The 22,871-nt window shown below is 62.1% G+C and carries 21 protein-coding genes; 8 read left to right on the top strand and 13 right to left on the bottom strand.

Annotated features, from left to right (window positions below):
• Positions 1-77 precede the first annotated feature (77 nt).
• The gene (locus ABTW55_RS00250) at positions 78-1,061 is read left to right on the top strand and encodes a quinone oxidoreductase (protein ID WP_033654713.1); all 984 of its coding nucleotides are present in this window, start codon (positions 78-80) and stop codon (positions 1,059-1,061) included.
• Positions 1,062-1,361: 300 nt separating this feature from the next.
• Here ABTW55_RS00250 and pspG read toward each other — a convergent pair whose 3' ends face one another.
• From pspG to ABTW55_RS00235, 3 genes are all read right to left on the bottom strand, one after another.
• A complete protein-coding gene (gene pspG, locus ABTW55_RS00245) occupies positions 1,362-1,580 on the bottom strand; it encodes an envelope stress response protein PspG (protein WP_033654714.1) in 219 nt (72 codons plus the stop codon).
• Positions 1,581-1,737: 157 nt separating this feature from the next.
• Positions 1,738-2,748, bottom strand: coding sequence for a tRNA dihydrouridine(20/20a) synthase DusA (gene dusA, locus ABTW55_RS00240; protein ID WP_033636201.1), 1,011 nt, complete (start codon positions 2,746-2,748; stop codon positions 1,738-1,740).
• Positions 2,749-2,858: 110 nt separating this feature from the next.
• Positions 2,859-3,431 (bottom strand): sugar O-acetyltransferase, encoded by a 573-nt coding sequence (locus ABTW55_RS00235; RefSeq protein ID WP_033654715.1) that lies wholly within the window; start codon positions 3,429-3,431, stop codon positions 2,859-2,861.
• A 246-nt stretch (positions 3,432-3,677) separates the two neighbouring features.
• Here ABTW55_RS00235 and zur point away from each other — a divergent pair, with 246 nt between their 5' ends.
• Positions 3,678-4,190 carry a zinc uptake transcriptional repressor Zur gene (gene zur / locus ABTW55_RS00230; RefSeq protein ID WP_015379223.1) on the top strand — a complete coding sequence of 171 codons (513 nt, stop codon included), beginning with the start codon at positions 3,678-3,680 and terminating at the stop codon, positions 4,188-4,190.
• Between the two features lie 102 nt (positions 4,191-4,292).
• Here zur and ABTW55_RS00225 read toward each other — a convergent pair whose 3' ends face one another.
• The 4 genes from ABTW55_RS00225 to ABTW55_RS00210 form a co-directional block, all read right to left on the bottom strand.
• Positions 4,293-4,502: a CsbD family protein gene (locus ABTW55_RS00225; protein ID WP_033636203.1), complete on the bottom strand. Its 210-nt coding sequence runs from the start codon at positions 4,500-4,502 to the stop codon at positions 4,293-4,295.
• A gap of 315 nt (positions 4,503-4,817) precedes the next feature.
• The gene (dinF, locus tag ABTW55_RS00220) at positions 4,818-6,155 is read right to left on the bottom strand and encodes an MATE family efflux transporter DinF (RefSeq protein WP_033636205.1); all 1,338 of its coding nucleotides are present in this window, start codon (positions 6,153-6,155) and stop codon (positions 4,818-4,820) included.
• 101 nt (positions 6,156-6,256) lie between these two features.
• On the bottom strand, positions 6,257-6,865 hold the full coding sequence (gene lexA, locus ABTW55_RS00215; protein WP_004936736.1) for a transcriptional repressor LexA: 609 nt from the start codon (positions 6,863-6,865) through the stop codon (positions 6,257-6,259).
• A 102-nt stretch (positions 6,866-6,967) separates the two neighbouring features.
• Complete coding sequence (locus ABTW55_RS00210) at positions 6,968-7,336, bottom strand: diacylglycerol kinase (protein WP_015379225.1); 369 nt, start codon at positions 7,334-7,336, stop codon at positions 6,968-6,970.
• A 148-nt stretch (positions 7,337-7,484) separates the two neighbouring features.
• On the opposite strand from ABTW55_RS00210, the gene plsB reads away from it, so the two are divergent.
• Positions 7,485-9,950: a glycerol-3-phosphate 1-O-acyltransferase PlsB gene (gene plsB / locus ABTW55_RS00205; protein ID WP_060423777.1), complete on the top strand. Its 2,466-nt coding sequence runs from the start codon at positions 7,485-7,487 to the stop codon at positions 9,948-9,950.
• 65 nt (positions 9,951-10,015) lie between these two features.
• On the opposite strand, the gene ubiA is transcribed toward plsB, so the two are convergent.
• A complete protein-coding gene (gene ubiA / locus ABTW55_RS00200) occupies positions 10,016-10,888 on the bottom strand; it encodes a 4-hydroxybenzoate octaprenyltransferase (protein ID WP_033654716.1) in 873 nt (290 codons plus the stop codon).
• A 17-nt stretch (positions 10,889-10,905) separates the two neighbouring features.
• A complete protein-coding gene (gene ubiC, locus ABTW55_RS00195) occupies positions 10,906-11,421 on the bottom strand; it encodes a chorismate lyase (RefSeq protein ID WP_060423780.1) in 516 nt (171 codons plus the stop codon).
• Between the two features lie 392 nt (positions 11,422-11,813).
• Here ubiC and ABTW55_RS00190 point away from each other — a divergent pair, with 392 nt between their 5' ends.
• From ABTW55_RS00190 to ABTW55_RS00180, 3 genes are read left to right on the top strand one after another with little or no spacing between them, the layout of a single operon-like run.
• Positions 11,814-13,196, top strand: a complete 1,383-nt coding sequence (locus ABTW55_RS00190; protein ID WP_033654718.1) for an MFS transporter — start codon at positions 11,814-11,816, stop codon at positions 13,194-13,196.
• A gap of 24 nt (positions 13,197-13,220) precedes the next feature.
• Entirely contained in the window at positions 13,221-14,222 is a 1,002-nt protein-coding gene (locus ABTW55_RS00185) for a LacI family DNA-binding transcriptional regulator (RefSeq protein ID WP_033649706.1), read from the top strand.
• A 21-nt stretch (positions 14,223-14,243) separates the two neighbouring features.
• A complete protein-coding gene (locus ABTW55_RS00180) occupies positions 14,244-15,227 on the top strand; it encodes a nucleoside hydrolase (protein WP_060423782.1) in 984 nt (327 codons plus the stop codon).
• A gap of 55 nt (positions 15,228-15,282) precedes the next feature.
• Here ABTW55_RS00180 and malM read toward each other — a convergent pair whose 3' ends face one another.
• From malM to ABTW55_RS00160, 4 genes are all read right to left on the bottom strand, one after another.
• Positions 15,283-16,188, bottom strand: a complete 906-nt coding sequence (gene malM, locus ABTW55_RS00175; protein ID WP_033654720.1) for a maltose operon protein MalM — start codon at positions 16,186-16,188, stop codon at positions 15,283-15,285.
• Between the two features lie 100 nt (positions 16,189-16,288).
• Positions 16,289-17,578, bottom strand: coding sequence for a maltoporin (locus ABTW55_RS00170; protein ID WP_033649704.1), 1,290 nt, complete (start codon positions 17,576-17,578; stop codon positions 16,289-16,291).
• Positions 17,579-17,610: 32 nt separating this feature from the next.
• Positions 17,611-18,720: a maltose/maltodextrin ABC transporter ATP-binding protein MalK gene (gene malK, locus ABTW55_RS00165; protein ID WP_033636214.1), complete on the bottom strand. Its 1,110-nt coding sequence runs from the start codon at positions 18,718-18,720 to the stop codon at positions 17,611-17,613.
• Positions 18,713-19,684 carry an alpha-amylase family glycosyl hydrolase gene (locus ABTW55_RS00160; protein ID WP_033638605.1) on the bottom strand — a complete coding sequence of 324 codons (972 nt, stop codon included), beginning with the start codon at positions 19,682-19,684 and terminating at the stop codon, positions 18,713-18,715. Before ABTW55_RS00160 ends, malK begins: the two co-directional genes overlap by 8 nt.
• Positions 19,685-20,042: 358 nt before the next feature.
• Here ABTW55_RS00160 and malE point away from each other — a divergent pair, with 358 nt between their 5' ends.
• Together malE and malF are read left to right on the top strand one after the other, a co-directional pair.
• Positions 20,043-21,236 (top strand): maltose/maltodextrin ABC transporter substrate-binding protein MalE, encoded by a 1,194-nt coding sequence (gene malE, locus ABTW55_RS00155; RefSeq protein ID WP_047570355.1) that lies wholly within the window; start codon positions 20,043-20,045, stop codon positions 21,234-21,236.
• Between the two features lie 57 nt (positions 21,237-21,293).
• Positions 21,294-22,871: a maltose ABC transporter permease MalF gene (gene malF, locus ABTW55_RS00150; RefSeq protein WP_049232860.1), complete on the top strand. Its 1,578-nt coding sequence runs from the start codon at positions 21,294-21,296 to the stop codon at positions 22,869-22,871.

Raw genomic sequence — 22,871 nt, 5'->3', positions numbered from 1 at the left:
GAACCCCGCACGGGCAAACTGGATCTCCGAGACTAAAAAGAATAGGGTGAAATCAGACACTCCAACGAGGTAACGATATGGCCAAGCGCATTCAATTCTCCGCCACCGGCGGGCCGGAAGTCTTGCAATACGTTGATTTTACACCACTCGATCCGGCTGCCGGGGAAGTGCAGATCGAGAACAAGGCGATCGGCATCAACTACATCGACACCTATGTGCGCAGCGGGCTGTACGCGCCGGCCAGCCTGCCGAGCGGCCTCGGCACCGAGGCGGCCGGCGTGGTAGTCAAGGTCGGCGCCGGGGTCAGCGCGATCAAACCGGGCGACCGGGTGGTGTATGCGCAGTCGTCGCTCGGCGCCTACAGCGAGATCCACAACGTGCCGGAAGAAAAAGTGGCGCTGCTGCCGCACAACCTCAGCTTTGAGCAGGGCGCCGCCTCTTTCCTCAAAGGGCTGACGGTGCACTACCTGCTGCGCCAGACTCACGAAGTGCAGCCGGGTGAAGTGTTCCTGTTCCATGCCGCCGCCGGCGGGGTTGGCCTTATCGCCTGCCAATGGGCCAAAGCGCTGGGTGCGCGCCTGATCGGCAGCGTCGGCTCCGACGAGAAGGCCGCCCTGGCGAAACAGGCCGGCGCCTGGGCCACCATCAACTACCACAAAGAGGATATCGCCCAGCGGGTGGCCGAGCTGACGCACGGCGAGAAAGTTGGCGTAGTGTACGATTCGGTGGGGCAAAGCACCTGGCAGGCCTCGCTCAACAGCCTGAAACGCCGCGGCCTGATGGTCAGCTTCGGCAATGCCTCCGGCCCGGTGACCGGCGTCGATCTGGCGCTGCTCAACCAGAAAGGATCGCTGTACGTCACCCGCCCTTCCCTCAACGGCTACGTCACCAACCGCGCCGAACTGCAGTACGCCAGCAACGAGCTGTTCTCGCTGATCGGCAGCGGCGCCATTCGGGTGGAGGTGAGAGACGAGCAGAAATTTGCGCTGGCCGACGCCCAGCGGGCGCACCAGGTGCTGGAAAGCCGCAGCACCAGCGGCTCCAGCCTGCTGATCCCCTGATAGCGGCAAAAGAAAAGGGCTCCTTGCGGAGCCCTTTCTGTTACTGCGTTTTGTAGGGGTAGAGCAGAGTCCGCCAGAGACAGGGGGTTGCTTTAGCAACACGAATTTTGGTTGTCTCTCACGGTGATGAAATCGGTCGCATCACTGCATCGCCCCACATCCTAACAGCCCCGTTCGGCAAAAAACACGCTTTATGTGCCACATCGCCGGGGAAAACTGCCAAGCTGTGATCGTTGCCGCATTCGCGGTGCGAAAAATTGTGCAAGTTTCAGTGTGACTGTCTGATTATTCAGCAAAAAATCAGTAACGCCTGGCCTGCGGTTTCTGCATCGTGCGGTAAATCCATACCCCGACCACCGCCAAAATCAGCCACGGCAGCAGCTTGATGACCACCGCGAACAACCCGCCCACCAGCATGAACGCCGCCGCCGCCAACAGCGCAGCGAAGATCCCCAGCAGCGAGATGCCGGTCACCATCAGCATCACCACAAAGCCAATGAGAAAGAAGATTTCCAACATGATTGCTCCTTTGCAACTCAACGTATCTGCTGAATGGATTACAAGAAGCGTGCCAGAATGGCGGAAGGGCTAACCAATTGAAAAGATGGGACAGGCATCCGGCAACGCGCCGAATGCCTGGCGAAAAAGACTAACTGTTGGTCAAAATTTTTGTGGGTTACGCCATTTCGACACGCGGCTGACGCACCAGCGCCAGCGCCTGCTCCACCACCCGCGCATCGGCGCCCGGCTTGTGGGCGTTCTCGCTCAGGTGGCGACGCCACTGGCGCGCGCCCGGCACGCCCTGGAACAAACCGAGGATGTGGCGGGTGATGTGGCCGAGATAGGTGCCGTTAGACAGCTCGCGCTCGATATACGGATACAGCGCTTCGACGATCGCCACGCTGTCCGGCACTGCGGTCTGCGCGCCGAACAGTTCGCTGTCGACCCGCGCCAGGATGCCCGGATTCTGGTACGCCTCGCGCCCCATCATCACGCCGTCCAGATGCTGCAGGTGCTGCCGCGCCTCCTCCAGCGTTTTCACCCCGCCGTTGATGGCGATGGTCAGCGCCGGGAAATCCCGCTTCAGCTGATAAACGCGCGGGTAGTCCAGCGGCGGCACTTCGCGGTTCTCTTTCGGGCTGAGGCCGGAGAGCCAGGCCTTGCGCGCGTGAATGGTGAACATGTCGCACTCACCGCGCCCGGCGACGGTCTCGATAAAGTCGCACAGGAAGGCGTAGCTGTCCTGATCGTCGATGCCGATGCGGGTCTTCACCGTCACCGGGATCGACACCACGTCGCGCATCGCCTTGATGCAGTCGGCGACCAGCGTCGCCTGCCCCATCAAACAGGCGCCGAACATGCCGTTTTGCACGCGATCGGACGGGCAGCCGACGTTGAGGTTAATCTCGTCGTAACCGCGCTGCTCCGCCAGTTTGGCGCAGTGCGCCAGCGCGGCCGGATCGCTGCCGCCCAGCTGCAGCGCCACCGGATGCTCTTCTTCGCTGTAGGCCAGGTAGTCGCCTTTACCGTGGATGATCGCGCCGGTGGTCACCATTTCGGTGTACAGCAGCGTTTCCTTGGTCAGCAGGCGGTGGAAGTAACGGCAATGACGATCGGTCCAGTCGAGCATCGGCGCGATGGAGAAACGATTGGCGGCGTAGGTTGGGGCGTGGTTGTCTTTCGTCATGCTGAGTTACTGGCTACCTGAGTCTGTCTGGGTTCAACGAACGGCGCGCGGCCGCAAACGGCTATTATAACGACAATCGGCGCCGTTGGGAAAACCGCCTTATCTGCGCCCTATTCCAACGCGCGGATAACCCGGCACGGCTGCCCCAGCGCCAGCACGTTGGCCGGGATGTCGCCGGTCACGATGCTGCCCGCGCCGATAGTGGTGCCGTCGCCGATGGTCACGCCCGGCAAGATCACCACGTTACCGCCGATCCACACATTGCTGCCGATGGACACCGGCTGCGCCGAGGTGCGGAAAGGGAAAGCCGGGTCACCGGTAAAGCGTTCACCGGCCTTCAGCGGATGACTCGGCGTGTAGATTTGCACGTTGGGGCCGATCAGCGTGTTGTCGCCGATGGTGATGGTATTGCAGTCGAGGAACACCGCATTGACGTTGATAAAACAGTTCTTGCCGATGCGGACATGTTGCCCGTAGTCGCACCAGAACGGCGTTTCGATCCAGCTCGCCTCGCCCCAGGCGCCGAACAGTTCGCCGAGCAGACGGTTTTTCTCGTCCGCCTGATGCGAACCCAGCTCGCCCAGGCTTTTGGTCAACGCTCTGGCCCGATGGTACATAGCAATCAATTCTTCATCGCGGCTGTTGTACACCTGGCCGCTTAACAGCTTCTCTCTTTCCGTCATCGTACAATGGCTCCTGCTCATCACGCGGGTGAAGCGCGTTATACCGCTCTCGCCCGCCGCTCTCCAGCGCTAAAACCGGCAATGTTGATTTGTCGCCCTGCGGCGGGGAAAAGTTGTGATGCATCTCTCTTTTAGCGCACTCTGCGCGCCTTTCCCTGCGCAATCCTCAGGGGAAAAGGGGGCAACTCTCGGCGATTCGCCGTAATCATGGTAAAATCGGCTTTTTTACGTACCGGGATATTTGCGATGAACTCAACCACCCAGGAAAAGCTGCTGGCGCAGGCGGAACGCCTCTGCCAGCAACGCAATGTGCGATTGACGCCGCAGCGGCTGGAAGTGCTGCGTCTGATGACTCAGCAACCCGGTGCAATCAGCGCTTATGACCTGCTCGATCTGCTGCGCGTCGCCGAACCGCAGGCCAAGCCGCCGACGGTCTATCGCGCGCTGGATTTTCTGCTGGAGCAAGGGTTTATCCATAGAGTGGAATCCGCCAACAGCTACGTGCTGTGCCACCATTTTGAACAGCCGATGCACACGTCCGCACTGTTTATCTGCGATCGCTGCGGCCAGGTGACCGAACGCACCACCGAAGGCGTAGAGGAAACGCTGCAGAAGCTGGCGCAGGAAGCCGGATTTGCGCTGCGGCACAGCGTGGTGGAAGCGCACGGTCTGTGCGCCGGCTGCGTGGAGGTTGAGGCGTGCGACAGCAAGCATGACTGCGCCGAACACGATCACAGCATCGCCATCAAGAAGAAGTAAGACGAAGTCAGGTACCTCCCTGTACCTGCGGCCGGGGCGCCAGAGGATGAGAGCGACGCCGGCCTGCGCTGGGCAAGCCGCCTTCAATGGCGGCCCTGCAAATTACCAGCGGTGCTTGGTGTGTTCTTCCCAGGCCTTCACCTCTTTCTCGGCCGCCTCTTTCTGGTAACCGTAGCGCTCCTGGATTTTGCCGACCAGCTGTTCGCGTTTCCCTTCGATGACCGTCAGATCGTCATCGGTCAGCTTGCCCCATTTTTCCTTCACTTTGCCTTTCAGCTGCTTCCAGTTACCGTCGGCTTGATCTTTATTCATAGTCTCTCCGTTAACCTGTGGTGAATCAGTGATCCCTGTCGCCGGCCGGGGTTAACCAGAAATTTTTCTGGCTGATGCTCCCTTCACCTTAAGGAGCACCGTTCCCCTTCATGTACCAGCCACATGATTCATTCTAGTTAAACGTGGAAATAAAAAAGCCAAAACACAGAATAAAAAACCATTAACTGACAAAATAAAAACAAAAAACGCCAGTAAACAACAAACTAACGCGAACGGGACCAGGCTGAAAACATGTAAGCAAACATGACAAAAAACATAAGAAAAACTAATTATTACCCCAACAGAACGCCCGGGTTAATGTGCGGTAAACCAGCTGCCGCGCACCTGGTGGCGGTGCCAAATCCAGCCCAACGCCACGCCGCGCAACGTCAGAAACACCGCCAGCGCCAGCCAAAGCCCGTGGTTACCAAGCAGTGGCACGCTGAACAGCGTCAGACCATACCCTGCCGCAGCCACCGCCATGCTGTTACGCATCTCGGCGCCGCGCGTGGCGCCGATAAACATGCCGTCCAGCAAATAGCACCACACCCCGACCAGCGGCAGAATGACCTGCCACGGTAAATAATGGGCGGCCAACGCACGCAGCTCCGGCAAGGAGGTCAACGCCGCCACGATCTGCTGGCCGGTAACGGCATACGCCAGGCCGAAGGCCAACGCGACCAGCCCCGCCTGCCTGCAGGCCGCGTGCCACACCTTACGCAGTTGGCTATCGTCCCGGGCGCCGTAGGCGTGGCCTGAATGGGCCTCCACCGCATAAGCGAAGCCGTCGAGTGCATAGGCGGTGAACGTCAGCAGATTCATCAATACCGCATTGACCGCCACCACCTCGCTCCCCAGGCGAGCGCCGAAAATGGTCAGCGACGCAAAGCACAGTTGCAGCAACAGTGAACGCAGCATGATGTCGCGGTTGAGCGCCAGCAGGCGACGCAGATCGCCGCGCCAGGCCTGGCGCAGCATCGGCAGGGTAATACCGCGCAGGCGCATCACCCGCCACGCCAGCCACAGGCCGAGCAACAGCGTGGCGTATTCGGCGATGGCGGTGGCCGCCGCCGCCCCTCGCACGTTCCAGCCCAGGCCCATCACCAGCCAGATATCCAGTACGATATTCAGCAGGTTGCCGACGATCAGCAGGATCACCGGCGCCCGCACGTACTGCACGCCGAGCAGCCAGCCCAGCAGCACCAGATTGGCCAGCGCCGCCGGGGCGCTGAGCCAGCGGATCTCAAGAAAACGCCGCGCCTGTTCCAGCACTTCGCCATCGCCACCGACGATCCGCAGCGCCAGTTCGATCAGCGGATAACGCAGCAGGACGATCGCCGCTCCGGCCAGCAGCGCCAACAGCAGCGGTTGCATAAAGGCGCGCGCCAGCGCCTGCGGGTTCTGTGCCCCCAGCGCCTGCGCCGCCAGGCCGGTGGTGCTCATGCGCAGGAACAACAGCAGCATGAACAGGAAGCTGGTCGCCACCGCGCCGATCGCGACGCCCCCCAGATAGATCGGGCTGTCGAGGTGGCCGATCACCGCGGTGTCCACCAGCCCGAGCAGCGGCACGGTAATATTGGAGAAAATCATCGGCAGGGCCAGGCGCCACAGAGCTTTATCGGTGTCGCTGGTAAAGGCGGAAATCAAGCGCATGATGAGACGTTCCCGTAGCGGTGGCGAATGGCAAGGTCAGAAACAAAAACGCCCCAGAACAGGGGCGATTGATACAGGAGGCGGCACTGAGGGTGCGACGATTAAATCCAGTCGCCGTTGCGGATCACGCCGACCGCCAGCCCTTCGATAGTGAAATTCTGCTGACGCAGATCGACCACGATCGGTTGGAATTCGTTGTTCTCTGGCAGCAGTTCAACCACGTTGCCGTGCTTTTTCAGGCGCTTGACCGTCACTTCGTCTTCGATGCGCGCCACCACGACCTGGCCATTGCGCACGTCTTGCGTTTTGTGTACCGCCAGCAGATCGCCATCCAGAATGCCGATGTCGCGCATCGACATGCCGTTCACCCGCAGCAGGAAATCGGCGCTCGGTTTAAACAGGGAAGGATCCACCTGGTAGTGCCCTTCGATGTGCTGCTGCGCCAGCAGCGGCTCGCCGGCGGCGACGCGGCCGATCAGCGGCAGCCCCTCTTCTTCTTCCATCAGCAGGCGGATACCGCGCGAAGCACCGGAGACGATTTCGATCACGCCTTTGCGTGCCAGCGCCTTCAGGTGTTCTTCGGCGGCGTTAGGCGAACGGAACCCCAGACGCATCGCGATCTCGGCACGCGTTGGCGGCATGCCCGTTTGCGAAATGTGCTCGCGAATCAGGTCGTAGACCTCTTGCTGTCTGGTAGTTAGTGCTTTCATTCCGCCCCCTGTTTGTTTATACAGTCTTGCTGTGAGTATATACAGGTAAGCGCGGATTGGGAACCGAAGATTAAATAAAAATCAGTCAGTAGGCGCTTTTCGTCAGCCGAAGTGCTGCCATAAGACCGTGCCCCAAACGAACAGAGCCAGCACGATCGCCAGCGACACCGCCGCCGATCCCATGTCCTTGGCCCGGCCGGACAGCTCGTGATGTTCGCTGCCGATGCGATCCACCACCGCCTCGATCGCGCTGTTCAGGATCTCGACAATCATCACCAGCGCTACCGATCCGATCAATAAAATGCGCGCTATCGCACCCACATCCAGCCAGACAGCCAGTATGATAGCCAGGAGGGTGACCACCAGTTCCTGGCGGAACGCCGCTTCGTGTTGCCAGGCGGCGGAAAGCCCTTTATAGGAATAGCCGGCGGCCTTGATGATGCGGGTCAGGCCGGTTGCTTGGTTTGCCATGTTTTCGTGCCTTTCTCAGAGGTCGGTCATAATAAAAAGAGTCTAGAACAGTCCGCGCTGACGGCTCTCGGTTTTCGAACACCACAGATCTGCTACCCGGTTTCTGGTATGCTTGCGGCGCATTGCTAACAAGAGGCTTCACGTTGTTATGTCAGGTTGGCGTAAAATTTATTATAAAATATTGAATTTACCACTTAAATTGTTGGTAAGAAGTAAGGTCATCCCTTCAGATCCGGTTACCGAGCTAGGGTTGGATCCCTCACGGCCGATTTTGTATGTTTTACCTTACAATTCCAAGGCGGATTTGCTGACGCTGCGCACCCAGTGCCTGGCGCAGGATCTGCCCGATCCGCTCAACTCGCTGGAGATCGACGGCACCGTGCTGCCGAGCTACGTGTTCATTCACGACGGCCCGCGCGTGTTCCGCTATTACACCCCGAAAGAAGAGTCGGTAAAGCTGTTCCACGACTATCTGGATCTGCATCGCAGCAATCCGGATCTCGACATTCAGATGCTGCCGGTTTCGGTGATGTTCGGCCGCTCGCCGGGCCGCGAAGGCCACGGTACGCCGCACCTGCGTCTGTTGAACGGCGTGCAGAAATTCTTCGCCGTGCTGTGGCTCGGCCGCGACAGCTTCGTGCGTTTCTCCAACACCGTTTCGCTGCGCCGCATGGCCACCGAACACGGAACGGATAAAACCATCGCGCAGAAACTGGCGCGCGTGGCGCGCATGCACTTTTCGCGTCAGCGCCTGGCCGCCGTGGGCCCGAGCCTGCCGGCCCGTCAGGATCTGTTTAACAAGCTGTTGGCGTCCAAAGCGATCGAAAAAGCGGTCGAGGACGAGGCCCGCAGCAAGAAGATCTCACACGAGAAGGCCCAGCAAAACGCCATCGCGCTGATGGAAGAGATCGCCGCCGATTTCTCCTACGAAACCGTGCGCCTGTCCGACCGCGTGCTGAGCTGGACCTGGAACCGGCTGTATCAGGGCATCAACGTCACCAACGCCGAGCGCGTGCGCCAGCTGGCGCAGGACGGCCACGAGATCGTCTACGTGCCCTGCCACCGCAGCCACATGGACTATCTGCTGCTGTCCTACGTGCTGTATCACCAGGGCCTGGTGCCGCCACACATCGCCGCCGGCATCAACCTCAACTTCTGGCCGGCCGGCCCGATCTTCCGTCGCCTGGGCGCGTTCTTCATCCGCCGCACCTTCAAGGGCAACAAGCTGTACTCGACGGTGTTCCGCGAATACCTCGGCGAGCTGTTCACCCGCGGTTACTCGGTGGAATACTTCGTGGAAGGCGGCCGTTCCCGCACCGGGCGCCTGCTGGAGCCGAAGACCGGCACCCTGTCGATGACCATCCAGGCGATGCTGCGCGGCGGCACCCGTCCGATCACGCTGGTGCCGATTTACATCGGTTACGAGCACGTGATGGAAGTGGGTACCTATGCCAAAGAGCTGCGCGGCGCCACCAAGGAAAAAGAGAGCCTGCCGCAGATGCTGCGCGGCCTGCGCAAGCTGCGCAACCTGGGCCAGGGTTACGTCAACTTCGGCGAACCGCTGCCGTTGACGGCTTACCTCAACCAGAACGTGCCGCAGTGGCGCGAGTCGATCGATCCGATCGAAGCCCAGCGCCCAAGCTGGCTGACGCCGACGGTCAACGATCTGGCCGGCCAGATCATGGTGCGCATCAACAACGCCGCCGCGGCCAACGCCATGAACCTGTGTTCCACCGCGCTGCTGGCCTCGCGTCAGCGTTCGCTGACCCGCGAGCAGCTGATCGAACAGCTCGAGTGCTACCTGCAGCTGATGCGCAACGCGCCTTACGCGCGTGACGTCACCGTGCCGACGCAAACGCCGGACGAGCTGCTGGATCACGCGCTGAACATGAACAAGTTCGAGGTGGAGAAGGACAGCATCGGCGACATCATCATCCTGCCGCGCGAGCAGGCGGTGCTGATGACCTATTACCGCAACAACATCCACCACCTGCTGGTGCTGCCGTCGCTGATCGCCAGCATCGTGATGCATCACCGCCGGGTATCGCGCGCCGAGCTGCTGCGCCAAATCGGCATGATCTATCCGATGCTGAAAGCCGAGCTGTTCCTGCATAACGACAAGGAACAGCTGCCGGAGGTGCTGCGGCCGGTGATCGACGAGCTGATCCGTCAACAGCTGATCTGCGACAAAGGCGACGAGCTGGTGCTGAACCCGGCGCGCATTCGCCCGCTGCAGCTGCTGGCCGCCGGGGTGCGCGAAACCCTGCAACGCTACGCCATCACCATGTCGATCCTCAGCGCCAACCCGAGCATCAACCGCGGCGCGCTGGAGAAAGAGAGCCGCATCATGGCGCAGCGTCTGTCGGTGCTGCACGGCATCAACGCGCCGGAATTCTTCGACAAGGCGGTGTTCTCCACCCTGGTGGCAACGCTGCGCGAAGAAGGCTATATCAACGACAGCGGCGATGCGATCCGCGAGCACACCCTCGAGGTGTACAACATGCTGAGCGATCTGATCACGCCGGAGATCAAGCTGACCATCGAAAGCGTCAACATGCCGGAAGAAACCAACGCCCTGCAGCAATCCGATGCGGAAGAAGAGAAAGACGAGTGATTTCGCCCGGCGCGGAAACACAAAAGGCACCCTCGGGGTGCCTTTTTTCTTGCGGAAGGGAAGCGTTACGTCGGCAGATAGCTCAGCGCGATACCGATGAACACCACCAGCCCCACATAGTTGTTCTGCAGGAAGGCCTTGAAGCAGGCCTCGCGCTCGCGGCCGGCGATCTGTTTCTGCTGGTGAATGAACAGCGCGCCCGCCAGCAGCAGTGACCAGTAAAACGCCCCGCCGAGCTGCGCCAGATAACCGACCCACACCAGCAGCAGCAGCGTCGCAAACTGCAGCAGCCCGACGATCAGCTTGTCATAACGGCCGAACAGGATAGCGGTGGATTTGATGCCGATCTTCAGGTCATCGTCGCGGTCGACCATCGCATACAGCGTGTCGTAGGCCACCGTCCAGCAGATGTTGGCCAGCAGCAGCAGCCAGCAGCTGAGCGGCAGCGATTCGCTGACCGCCGCATAGCCCATCGGAATGCCCCAGCCGAACGCGGCGCCCAGCACGAACTGCGGCAGGTTGGTCACCCGCTTCATGAACGGGTACGCCCAGGCCAGCGCCAGCGCCGCCAGCGACAGCCAAATGGTCATCGCATTGAGCGTCAACACCAGGCAGAACGAGACCAGCACCAGCACCACGAACAGCACCTTGGCCTCTTTCGCGCTCACCCGGCCGCTCGGCATCGGCCGCCCGGCGGTGCGTTTCACGTAGCCGTCCACCGCGCGATCGGCGTAGTCATTCACCACGCAGCCGGCGGCGCGCATCAGGAACACGCCGAGCACGAACACCAGCAAAATCGACAGCGGCGGCACGCCTTTCCCGGCCAGCCACAGCGCCCACAGCGTCGGCCACAGCAGCAACAGCGTGCCGATCGGTTTATCAATGCGCATCAAATGGCTGTAAGCCCGCCATTTACTTTGAGTCACGCTTCCCTCCAAGGTCTTGCTCTCCTCTTTTATGCAGGAACCGCTGAATACAGCGGTGAAGCCGGTAAAAACAGTTCGGTCAGCAACAGCGGTTTGCCCGCCAGCCGCAGCCGTGAACGACGCGCCCACAGCGCATCCTGTCGGCCGATATGGATATAGTCGCGGGTCAGCTCGCCGCTGCTGAACAGGTAGCGCCCCAGCGGCAGCGTGCCCAGATCCACCAGCGCCTGGTCGGGGCCGGTCAGCGTATTTTCCGGGATCACCGTGCGCCCCAGCAGCCAGGGCTGGTTGTCGCCCAGCAGCACCACTTCGCGCAGCCAATAGCGCGGGCTGTCGGGCAGGTGGTTCGCCTCGTCGCCCAGCGCCTCGCGCGTGACGAAGCATTCGCGCTGCGGTTCGACGCGCACCTGGGCGCAATGGCGTTCAAATCGGCGGGTCATGGAGCCTAACTCCATCAGCCAGTCGCTGACGGCGGCGGGCGCCGGAGGATCCTGTTCGGACAACCACTCCAGCGGCGGCAGGATGGAATCCCTGATGCCAGACATTGCTTTACTCCTCGCCTGAACCGCGGCCGGTACGGCGCGCCAGACGATACAAACTGTTAACAGGCCCCCATTGTAGCGCAGAAATGCGAAAGCGGCAGGCTGATTCGTGGCGAAAACGGCAGGCCTATCGGCCGGAAAAACCGGGGTTCTGTCATCTTTTTGCCATCCGTATTCTCTATCTTCGTTCCCCGGCACGATGACGATTCTGTGATCGCCTGCAAAGTTTCATCTTTGTCGCGTTGTTTTATCTACGCGCGTAGATACTCTGACACCGCAGCGTTGAATCGCCATGCGTCCGACATCATTTGTCGGCACACCTTTGTTGCCGGCACCAGGGAAACCATCTTTAACCGCGCCCCTCCAGGCGCAGAACAAAAGAGGATAGCACCGTCATGAGCGAAACAACGCTTGCCACTCCACAGACCGCCGACGCCGCGCTGGCGGCCGATGAACGCCTGGCAACCAAAGAGGGGCGCAGCCAATTTTGGCGCGCCACCTTCTCCTGCTGGCTCGGCACCGCCATGGAATACGTCGACTTCGCGCTGTACGGCCTGGCGGCCGGCATGGTGTTCGGCGATGTGTTCTTCCCCGAGGCCACGCCGCTGGTCGCTCTGCTGGCCAGCTTCGCCACCTACTCAGTCGGTTTCGTCGCGCGGCCGATCGGCGCGCTGGTGTTCGGCTGGATCGGCGATCGCAAAGGCCGCCGCGTAGTGCTGATCACCACCGTGGCGCTGATGGGCATTTCCACCACGCTGATCGGCCTGATCCCGTCCTATGCGCAAATCGGCGTCTGGGCGCCCACCTGCCTGGTGATCCTGCGCTTCGCGCAGGGGTTCGGCGCCGGCGCGGAGCTGTCCGGCGGCGCGGTGATGCTGGCGGAATACGCGCCGGCCAAGCGGCGCGGGCTGGTGGCCTCGATCATCGCCATCGGCTCCAACAGCGGCACCCTGCTGGCGTCGCTGGTATGGCTGCTGGTGCTGCAACTCGACAAGGAAGATCTGATGAGCTGGGGCTGGCGCATTCCGTTCCTCGCCAGCATTCTGATCGCCGGGGTGGCGCTGTACCTGCGCCGTCACGTGCGCGAAACGCCGGTGTTCGAGCGCGAGCTGCAACAAAACCACCAGCGCATGCTGGACGCCGCTCAGGCCGCGCCGGACTCACGCAGCTACCTGCAGCGCACCAAAGCGTTCTGGGTGATGCTCGGCCTGCGCATCGGCGAAAACGGCCCCTCCTATCTGTGCCAGGGCTTTATCGTCGGCTACGTCGCCAAGGTGCTGATGGTCGATAAATCGGTGCCGGCGCTGGCGGTGCTGATCGCCTCGCTGTGCGGTTTTCTGGTGATCCCGCTGGCCGGCTGGCTGTCCGATCGCTTCGGCCGCCGCGTCACCTACCGCTGGTTCTGCCTGCTGCTGGTGCTGTACGCCTTCCCGGCGTTCTGGCTGCTCGACAGCCGTGAACCGGCGATCGTCATCTCGGTGATCGTGGTCGGCATGTGCATCGCATCGCTGGGGATCTTCGGCGTGCAGGCGGCCTACGGCGTCGAACTGTTCGGCGTGAAGAACCGCTACTCCAAGATGGCGTTCGCCAAGGAGCTCGGCTCGATCCTCTCCGGCGGCACCGCGCCGCTGATCGCCACCGCGCTGCTCTCCGGCTTCGGTCACTGGTGGCCTGTCGCCGCCTATTTTGTTGTAATGGCGGGCATCGGCTTAATCACCACCTTCTTTGCTCCCGAAACCCGCGGCCGCGATCTCAACCTGCCGCAGGATGCCGCGTAGCGAGAAGGCGAACAGGATCTCAATTTGGATAATCACTCCGCGCGACGCGTTACCCGCGCCGACGTGGCCCGCGTAGCGGGCACCTCCGTCGCCGTGGTCAGCTACGTGATCAACAACGGCCCGCGCCCGGTGGCGGAAGCCACCCGGCTGCGCGTGCTGGCGGCGATCGAGCAGACCGGCTACCGGCCGAACGACATCGCGCGGGCGCTGGCCTCCGGCAGCACGCAAACCTACGGGCTGGTGGTGCCGGATATTTCCAACCCGTTCTTCGCCACTCTGGCGCGGGCGCTGCAGCAGGAAGCCTTCAGCCGCGGCCGCGTGCTGCTGCTGGGCGATGCCGGCGACGATCGTCAGCGCGAGTATGAGCTTATCAACAACCTGCTGCGCCGCCAGGTCGATGGCCTGCTGTACACCAGCGTCGATCGCCACCCGTGGTTCGATCTGATCCGCGCTTCCGGCACCCCCTGCGTGATGATAGACACCATCGACAGCCAGGCCGGCGTTTGCGCCATCCGCGTCGACGAGCGCGACGCCGCTTGCCAGGCGACCCGCCATCTGCTGCAGCACGGCTATCGCGACATCGGCATTTTTATCGGTCCGCTGACCATGCTCAACGCGCAGGATCGCCTGAACGGCTGGCGCGATGCGCTGCTGGAGGCGGGCATCGCGCCACGCGACGCGTGGATTTTCGAAGCGCCCTATACCCGCCAGGGCGGTTACCAGGCCACCCAGCGCCTGGTGCAAGGCCCGCGCCCGCGCGCCGTTTTCACCTCCAACGAGCAGCAGGCGCTCGGCTGCCTGTCGGCGCTGGCGGAGCATGGGCTGCGCGCGCCGGACGATCTGGCGCTGATCTGTTTTAACGGCACGCAACAATCCGAATTCAGCGTGCCGCCGCTCAGCGCGGTCGAGCAGCCGATCGACGCCATGGCCAAGCGGGCCATCGCCATGCTGGCCGCCGGCGCCGCGCCCGCCGAGCTGCATGAATTCGCTTTTCAACTGCGCATCCGCCGTTCGTGCGGCTGTTAGCGGTTTTTCAGGACACCTTATATGCGTTTAATCATTGATTGCGATCCCGGCAACGGCGTTCCCGGCGCTAACGTCGACGACGGCCTGGCGCTGGCCCTGGCGCTGGCGGCCAAACCGCAGCTGCAGCTGGAGTTGATCAGCATCGTGGCCGGCAACACCCCGCGCGAAGTGGGCTTCGCCGTCGCCAGCGATCTGCTGGCGCGGAGCGGTTATCAGGTGCCGGTCGCCCTCGGCGCGGCGCGCGCCCTGAGCGAACCGCCGGAGCCGTGGCGCGCACACCTGGACCGCCCGATCGCCGATCCTAAGCTGGCGGCGCTGTGGCGTGACCTGCCCGCGCCCTCGCTGGCCAACGCGCCCGCGCCGGACGCCGCCATCGCCATCGGCGAACTGATCTGCCGGCATCCCGGCGAGATCACGCTGGCGGCGATCGGCCCGTTGACCAACGTTGCGCACGCCATGCAGCTTTACCCGCAGATGGCGCAGGCGGTGAAAGAGATCGTGATCATGGGCGGCGTGTTCAACGTTGAGGGATATATCAAGGACACCAATTTCGGCCTGGATCCGGAAGCGGCGCGGCTGGTGTTGAACAGCGGCGCCGCTATCACGCTGGCGCCGCTGGATGTCACCACTCAGACCATGCTGACCCAGGCGGATCTGGCCGCGTTGACCCAGCCGGATACCCCGCTGTGCCGCTATTTGCGCGCCACGACGCAGCCGTGGATCGACTATTCGCGCCATACGCGGCACCTGCCGGGCTGCTGGATCCATGATGCGCTGGTGATCGCCTGGCTGCTGGCGCCGCAGCTGGTCACCACCGAGATGTTTCATGTGGATGTGGCGCTGGAAGGGGCGTTGACGCGCGGCAGCTCACGCCGCTGGCGGCCGGACAGCCTGCGCCTGACGGTCGGCATGCCGGCGCCGCAGGGCAAGCCGGTGCGCGTCATGCAACAGGTGGACAACGCCCGTCTGCTGGCGTTGATCGGCGCAACGCTGGCCCGCGGATGAAAAAAGGTGCGCCAAAGCGCACCAATCATCGAGCCAGCATCGGCAGCGCCGGGTGTTACCCCTTGCCTTTAACGCTGCTGATAAACGTTTTACGCGCGGTGCTTGAGCCCAGTTTCTCGGCCTCATTCATCAGCTTCAGCGCCTTGTCGATATCGCCCGCCTTCACCGCCTGCTTGATGCCGTTATTGAAGTAGCTTTCGGTATCGTTGAGCATCGGCTCCGCCGGTTTCTCCGGCGCAGGCGCAGGCGCCGCCACGGCGGCCGGTGCGGTCGAGCCCACCACCACCGGCGCCACGGTCGGCGCAGGCTGCAGCATGCCGATCATCACGTTGCCGGTGCCCTGTTCCGCGGTCACCTTAAGCTTCAGCGTGCCGGTCGTCGCGTGGCCGGCGATCGGATCCGGGATATCCGGCACCGCGTTGCCCACGCCCTGCGCGTAGGCCTTGGCCGGGTTGGTCAGCTGCGTGGTTTTCGCCAAGTCCTGGCGGGTGGTGTACACCAGCAGGTAAATCTGTTTTTGACCGAGCGCCGGCGTCAGTTTCAGCGTGCCTTCGAGGCGATCGGAGGACATCGCCCCCGGCGGCTGATACGGGAAATAGCTGCTCGGGTAATACGCCGCCGGGCGCAGATGCTCATCCAGCACCAGCACGCTCGGCGCATACAGCGAATTGTTTTTGGCGAGGCTGCTCAGCGTCACTTCCAGCGAACCGCGATCGGCCGGCAGCGTATAGGCGGCGATCGCCCCCTGAATTTCGCCCTGATTGAGCTGCGGGCTGACGGCGTCGAGCTTCACCTCTTGCGACACCGGCGGCTGCAGCGGCTGCCACGGCAGGCTTTGCAGCGTGGCAGCGCTGATGGCCGGCGCGACGGAAACGTTGGCCGGCGTGTCGGCGTTGGCCGCCAAAGGCGCGCCGACGGTCAGCGCCAGCGACAGGCAGAGTGACAGCAGATTCTTTTTCATCGTTATATCCTCTTTCAGCGCCACGGCGGATCAGGCAAGAGATCCGGCCGCGGCGAATGCGGTTGGGGGAGAGCCGATGGCCCTCCCCGCCCTGTCGTCGTTACCACCAAATTTCCATCTGGGCGCCGAAGGTGACTTCGTCATCCTTGCCGCGGCTGAAGGTATGCATGCTGGTGTCGTTGTAAGCGGTGCCGGTGTTATACCCGGTGTCGTCACCGGTGGCGTAGCCCCACTTCTCATCCCACTTGGCGTAGGTGGCGAACAGACGGATGGCCGGACGCGACCAGATGCTGTTGCCCGCCTGCCACTGCTGCGCCAGGGTCACTTTATACTGGCCGTTGCGATCGCCGGTGCGCTGGGATTTGACGTTGTCATAGCCGGCTTCCAGCAGGGTGCTCATGATCGGCGTCCATTTGTACATCGGGCGCACGCCCACGGTGTACCAGGTGGTGCCGTTGTTGTTATCGCGGTCGATGTCCTGGAACATGGCGACGTACATCAGCGCCCATTGATCGTTGAAGTCGATGGCGCCGTGATCCAGCACGCGGATCATCTTGCCGTTGTTATCGATGGTGGCGCCTTCGTTGCGGCCGTTGTTCTGCGAGGTCATCGAGTCGGTGGCGTACTGCAGCACGAACTTGTTGTAACCGTTCAGGATGCTCTGCGTGTGTTCCGCGGTGAACATCCAGCCGTCTTTGCTGGCGCCGTCGGCCAGGCGATAGTTATCCTGCGCATTGGCGCGGCCGTAGTCCACGCCCAGCTCCAGGGTGCCGCCCGGGTTCAGCTCCAGGCCGGCCAGACGCAGGTCGAAGGTGTCGTTGACGGTCGGGCGCTGTTTCCATTCGTTATCCAGGTAGCCGTAAGAGCCGCCGGATTCGGAGTTGCGGGTCACGGCGGCGGACAGCTTGCCGAAGCCCAGATCGATGTTTTCCAGACCGGCGCCCGGGCCGGAGATATCCCAGTAGTAGAAGTCGATCATGTGAACGTCATGACGCTGATAGAAGCGCTTACCGGCCCACAGCGTGGAGCCCGGCAACCAGTCGATCAGGTTTTTACCCTGCACGTTGACTTCGCGGAAGCCCGGGGTCACGTCTTCCCAGTCGGAACGTTGCGAGACCGAATAGGCCAGGTTGGTGTCGAAATAGAAGCTCTTGTCGCCTTCTTTCCACACTTCCTGCCCCAGTTTCAGTTCGGCGTAGGTTTCGCATTCGTTGCCGAGACGGTATTTGCTCGCGGCGCCGGTGGCCTTGAAGCACTGTTGCTCACCGCCGCTGCCGGTCCAGCCGATGCCGGAACGGGCGTAACCGTGAAAATCCACGGCCAGCGCCTGGGTAGAGAGAACACCGGCGGCGACAGCCAGTGCCAGAGGAAGTTTGCGCAGAGTAGTCATCATTATTCTCCTGTTATACCGACTTTGATGCTTTAAACGCCCGGCTCCTGGTGCAGCCGTTTACATGCCGTACCGTCTTCACGGAACAGGTGGCAACGATGAGGCGGCAGGCCGATGGCGAATGTGGCACCTTCTTCTACCAGCACCACGTCATTCTGGCGGTACACCAGGTTTTGACGGATGGCCGGGATTTGGATGTGGATTTGCGTCTCGTTGCCGAGCTGCTCCACCACCTGTACGTCGCCGGTAAGCCGCACTTCTGAGGCTTCGCCGGGCAGCAGATGTTCAGGGCGAATGCCCAGTGACAGGTTGGCGCCGGGCTGAACGCCCTCGCCTTCCACCGGCAGCCAGACCAACTGGCGGTTGGGCAGTTCGACCTGCACCTGTTGCGGCTGCGCCGCGGTCACCTTGACCGGCAGGAAGTTCATCTTCGGCGAGCCGATAAACCCGGCGACGAAGCGGTTGGCCGGGTAGTGATACAGCTCCAGCGGCTTGCCGACCTGCGCCACGCGACCGGCGTCGAGCACCACGATCTTGTCGGCCAGCGTCATCGCTTCGACCTGATCGTGGGTGACGTAAATCATGGTGCGCTGCAGGCGCTTGTGCAGACGGGAGATCTCGATGCGCATCTGCACCCGCAGCGCGGCGTCGAGGTTGGACAGCGGTTCGTCGAGCAGGAACACGTCCGGCTCGGCCACCAGCGTGCGGCCGATCGCCACGCGCTGACGCTGCCCGCCGGACAGCGCCTTCGGCCGCCGATCGAGCAGGTGCGCCAGCTGCAGCACCTCGGAAACCTGATTCACCCGTTGATTGATTTCCGCTTTCCTGGCGCCGGCCAGCTTCAGGCCGAACGACATGTTGTCCGCCACCGACAGGTGCGGATACAGCGCGTAGGACTGGAACACCATGCCGATGCCGCGCTCGGAAGGCGGCACCTCATTCATGCGTTTCTCGCCGATCAGCAGGTCGCCGGAGGTGATGTCCTCCAGCCCGGCGATCATGCGCAGCAGCGTCGATTTACCGCAGCCCGACGGCCCGACAAACACCACAAACTCGCCGTCTTCGATGGTCAGATTGACGTCTTTGGAAATCACGGCCTCACCGAAGGCCTTATAAACGCTGCGCAGTGTCACGCTAGCCATGCGTTACTCCCCTGCTTTCGCAGTTAACATGTCGTGTGAAAATGGCGGAGGCAAAGCCCGCCAAAACCCATTGATGACCCTCTTGCTGCGCGCCGTGCTGCCATGCCAACGGCAAGGTCGCCTCAGACGGCGCGGCCGCCTGAGTATAAGGCTGCAGGTTTATCAGCGCTTCAAGGCATTGATCCTGATGGGTAATAAGTAAGCGCACCACGCCGTCCCGCTGGCTGATCGCGTTCAATTCGCCGCGCTGGATGAGCGGCGAACGGCGCAGGGCCAACAGCGCCTGGCAGTAACGTAAGGTGGAGTGGCTGTCGTGCTGTTGGCGGCTGATGGCCAATGCGCGGTGTTCGATCGCCACCTGTTGATACCAGCTGATTTCGCCGGCGGTGACCTGTTCGGGGGCTTCATGCCACGGCATCGGCGTTTGCGCGCCGCGCGGATCCTGCAGCCCGGCGGCATGCGGCAGCCCCAGCTCCTCGCCCTGGTACAGACAGATCGGCGCCGGCAACATCGCCAACAGCGTCAAAAAGGCGGCGGCGGAACGCAGGTCGCCCTGCCCCCAGCGGCTGACCACTCTTGGCTGATCGGCGTCGCCGGTGCTCCACAGGCTGTCCGCCAACGTGGCGCGGCGGGCGTGCAGCACCGCCACCAGCTTCTCCGCGCTGAACGGCATCACGTCCAGCGCCAGCGCGCCGTGGACGAACCGCTGCGGCGCGACGGCATTGCGAACGCGGTTGGCTTCATCGCCGTACCACAGCGTCAACCCTTCGGCCGTCACCGTCGCCTCGGCCTCCGGCGCCAGCGTCTGCGGCAGCAACAGGCCGTCGATCGACAGCGCTTTCAGGTACGGCAGCGCCGCCAGCATGCCGTGCGCGTCGCCCACGCCGTCCCCGTTTCCGTCACGGAAACTGGCCGGATGGATCCGGTACAGGGTGGGCTGAGTGGCGATAGGCATTGACGACATAAATCCGGTATCCCTGCTGCGCGTGGCGTTAAAAATCAATGGGCCGATAGTGCGGGAGTTGCCGGAAAGGGTAATCATCCGTAACAGGATTTTTCATGGGGGAGGAGGCGGGAGGATGAGAGAACGACCGCGGCGATGAGAAGTTCCGCGCTTAAGGCAAATCTGTGATCCGTCTGGCAAAAATCGCCCCCCTATTTTGTGCCTGACGCCACAGAATAGAGCGCAACGTTAACTGGATCACACTCCTCATCTCAGGGGCGTAGAGGGGGGGAGGATGAGAATATGTCGCGTTGTGACCCACTATTACCGCGAAACGTCACTCCTTGATTTATGTGCCCACAAAAAGAAGGACTGGATTATGACTCGCAGCATTACCCTCGCCCGCACGCTGGCGCTCTCGGCACTGGCCACCCTGGTGCTCTCTTCTTCCGCCTTCGCCAAGATCGAGGAAGGCAAACTGGTTATCTGGATCAACGGCGACAAGGGCTATAACGGCCTGGCCGAAGTCGGCAAGAAATTCGAAAAAGACACCGGCATCAAGGTTACCGTCGAACACCCGGACAAGCTGGAAGAAAAATACCCGCAGGTGGCCGCCACCGGCGACGGCCCTGACATCATTTTCTGGGCCCACGACCGCTTCGGCGGCTATGCGCAGTCCGGCCTGCTGGCCGAAATCCACCCGTCTAAAGCCTTCCAGGACAAGCTGTTTCCGTTCACCTGGGACGCCGTGCGTTATGACGGCAAGCTGATCGGCTACCCGATCGCCGTCGAAGCGCTGTCGCTGATTTACAACAAAGACCTGGTCAAACAGCCGCCGAAGACCTGGGAAGAGATCCCGGCGCTGGACAAGCAGCTGCGCGCCAACGGCAAGAGCGCCATCATGTGGAACCTGCAGGAACCCTACTTCACCTGGCCTATCATCGCCGCCGACGGCGGTTATGCCTTCAAGTATGAAAACGGCAAATACAACATCAAGGATGTCGGCGTCGCCAACGTCGGTTCGCAGGCCGGCCTGCAGTTCATCGTCGATCTGGTGAAAAACAAGCACATCAACGCCGATACCGACTACTCAATCGCCGAAGCCGCGTTCAACAAAGGCCAGACCGCGATGACCATCAACGGGCCGTGGGCCTGGAACAACATCGAGCAGAGCAAAATCAACTACGGCGTGACGCTGCTGCCGACCTTCAAAGGCAAACCGTCCAAGCCGTTCGTCGGCGTGCTGACCGCCGGCATCAACGCCGCCAGCCCGAATAAAGAGCTGGCGACCGAGTTCCTCGAGAACTATCTGCTGACCAACGAAGGGCTGGCGGACGTCAACAAAGACAAGCCGCTGGGCGCGGTGGCGCTGAAGTCCTACCAGGAAACGCTGGCCAAAGATCCGAAGATCGCCGCCACCATGCAGAACTCGCAAAACGGGGAAATCATGCCGAACATCCCGCAGATGAGCGCCTTCTGGTACGCCGAACGCAGCGCGGTGATCAACGCCGTCAGCGGCCGTCAGACGGTGAAAGCCGCGCTGGACGACGTGCAGACCCGCATCACCAAGTAACGACGTCGTGCGGGGTGCCACGGTGCCCCGCCGTTGCTTCACAGAAAGGAACGCCCTATGCAATTCGCTCACGCCGGGACGCCTGCGCGTAAAAAATCGAAGTGGTGGCAAAGCGACGCGCTGAAATGGCTGGTGGTCGGCCTGTTCAGCCTGGTGACCTGCTACCTGATTGTGTTGATGTATGCACAGGGTGAATACCTGTTCGCTATCCTGACGCTGATCCTGGTCAGCGCCGGGCTTTACGTCTTCGCCAACCGCCGCGCCTACGCCTGGCGCTATGTGTATCCCGGCGTCGCCGGCATGGGGCTGTTCGTCCTGTTCCCGCTGATTTGCACCATCGCCATCGCCTTCACCAACTACAGCAGCACCAACCAGCTGACCTTCGAGCGCGCGCAATCGGTGCTGATGCAGCGCCAGTTCCAGAGCGGCAAAACCTTTACCTTCGGCCTCTACCCGGCGGAAAACCAGCAGTGGCGCCTGCAGCTGACGCCGCCGGACGGCGAAGCACCGCTGATCTCCGAGCCTTTCCGCCTCGACGCCGCCGCGCCGCAAACCCTGAAACTGACGGCGCAGAGCGCCGCGCCGCAGGGCGAGCACGCCACGCTGCGGGTGATCACCCAGAACCGGCAGGCGCTGAGCCAGCTGGTGGCGCAGTTGCCCGACGGCGGTGAATTGCGCATGAGCTCCCTGCGCCAGTTCTCCGGCACCCGCCCGCTGTATGCGCTGGACCAAGACGGCAGCACGCTGACCAATAACCAGACCCAGGTGCGCTACCGGCCGAACGGCGACACCGGCTTCTATCAGGCGATCAACGCCGACGGCGGCTGGGCGCAGGAAACCCTGAGCCCGGGCTATACCGTCACCACCGGCTGGAAAAACTTCCTGCGGGTGCTACAAGACGAGGGCATCAAAAAGCCGTTCGTGTCGATCTTCATCTGGACCATCGTGTTCTCGGTGATGACGGTGATCCTCACCGTGGCGGTCGGCATGGTGTTGGCCTGCGTGGTGCAGTGGGAGGCGCTGAAAGGCAAGGCGATCTACCGTGTGCTGCTGATCCTGCCCTATGCGGTGCCGTCATTCATCTCGATCCTGATCTTCAAAGGTTTGTTCAACCAGAGCTTCGGCGAGATCAACATGATGCTCAGCCATCTGTTCGGCATCAAACCGGCCTGGTTCAGCGATCCGCTCACCGCCAAGAGCATGATTCTGATCGTCAACACCTGGCTCGGCTACCCGTATATGATGATCCTGTGCATGGGGCTGCTGAAGGCGATCCCGGACGATCTGTACGAGGCCTCGGCGATGGACGGCGCCAACCCGTGGCAAAACTTCTTCCGCATCACCTTACCGCTGCTGATCAAGCCGCTGACGCCGCTGATGATCGCCAGCTTCGCCTTCAACTTTAACAACTTCGTGCTGATCCAGCTGCTGACCAACGGCGGCCCGGACATGATCGGCACCACGACGCCGGCCGGCTATACCGATCTGCTGGTCAGCTACACCTACCGCATCGCCTTCGAAGGCGGCGGCGGGCAAGACTTCGGGCTGGCGGCCGCCATCGCCACGCTGATCTTCCTGTTGGTGGGCGCGCTGGCGATCCTGAATTTGAAAGCCAGCAAGATGAACTTCGATTAG

The sequence above is a fragment of the Serratia sp. SM04 genome (genome assembly GCF_040280225.1).
Taxonomy (GTDB): domain Bacteria; phylum Pseudomonadota; class Gammaproteobacteria; order Enterobacterales; family Enterobacteriaceae; genus Serratia; species Serratia sarumanii.
The sequence above is the reverse complement of the archived record's forward strand: the minus strand, read 5'-3'. Positions and strand labels throughout refer to the sequence as shown.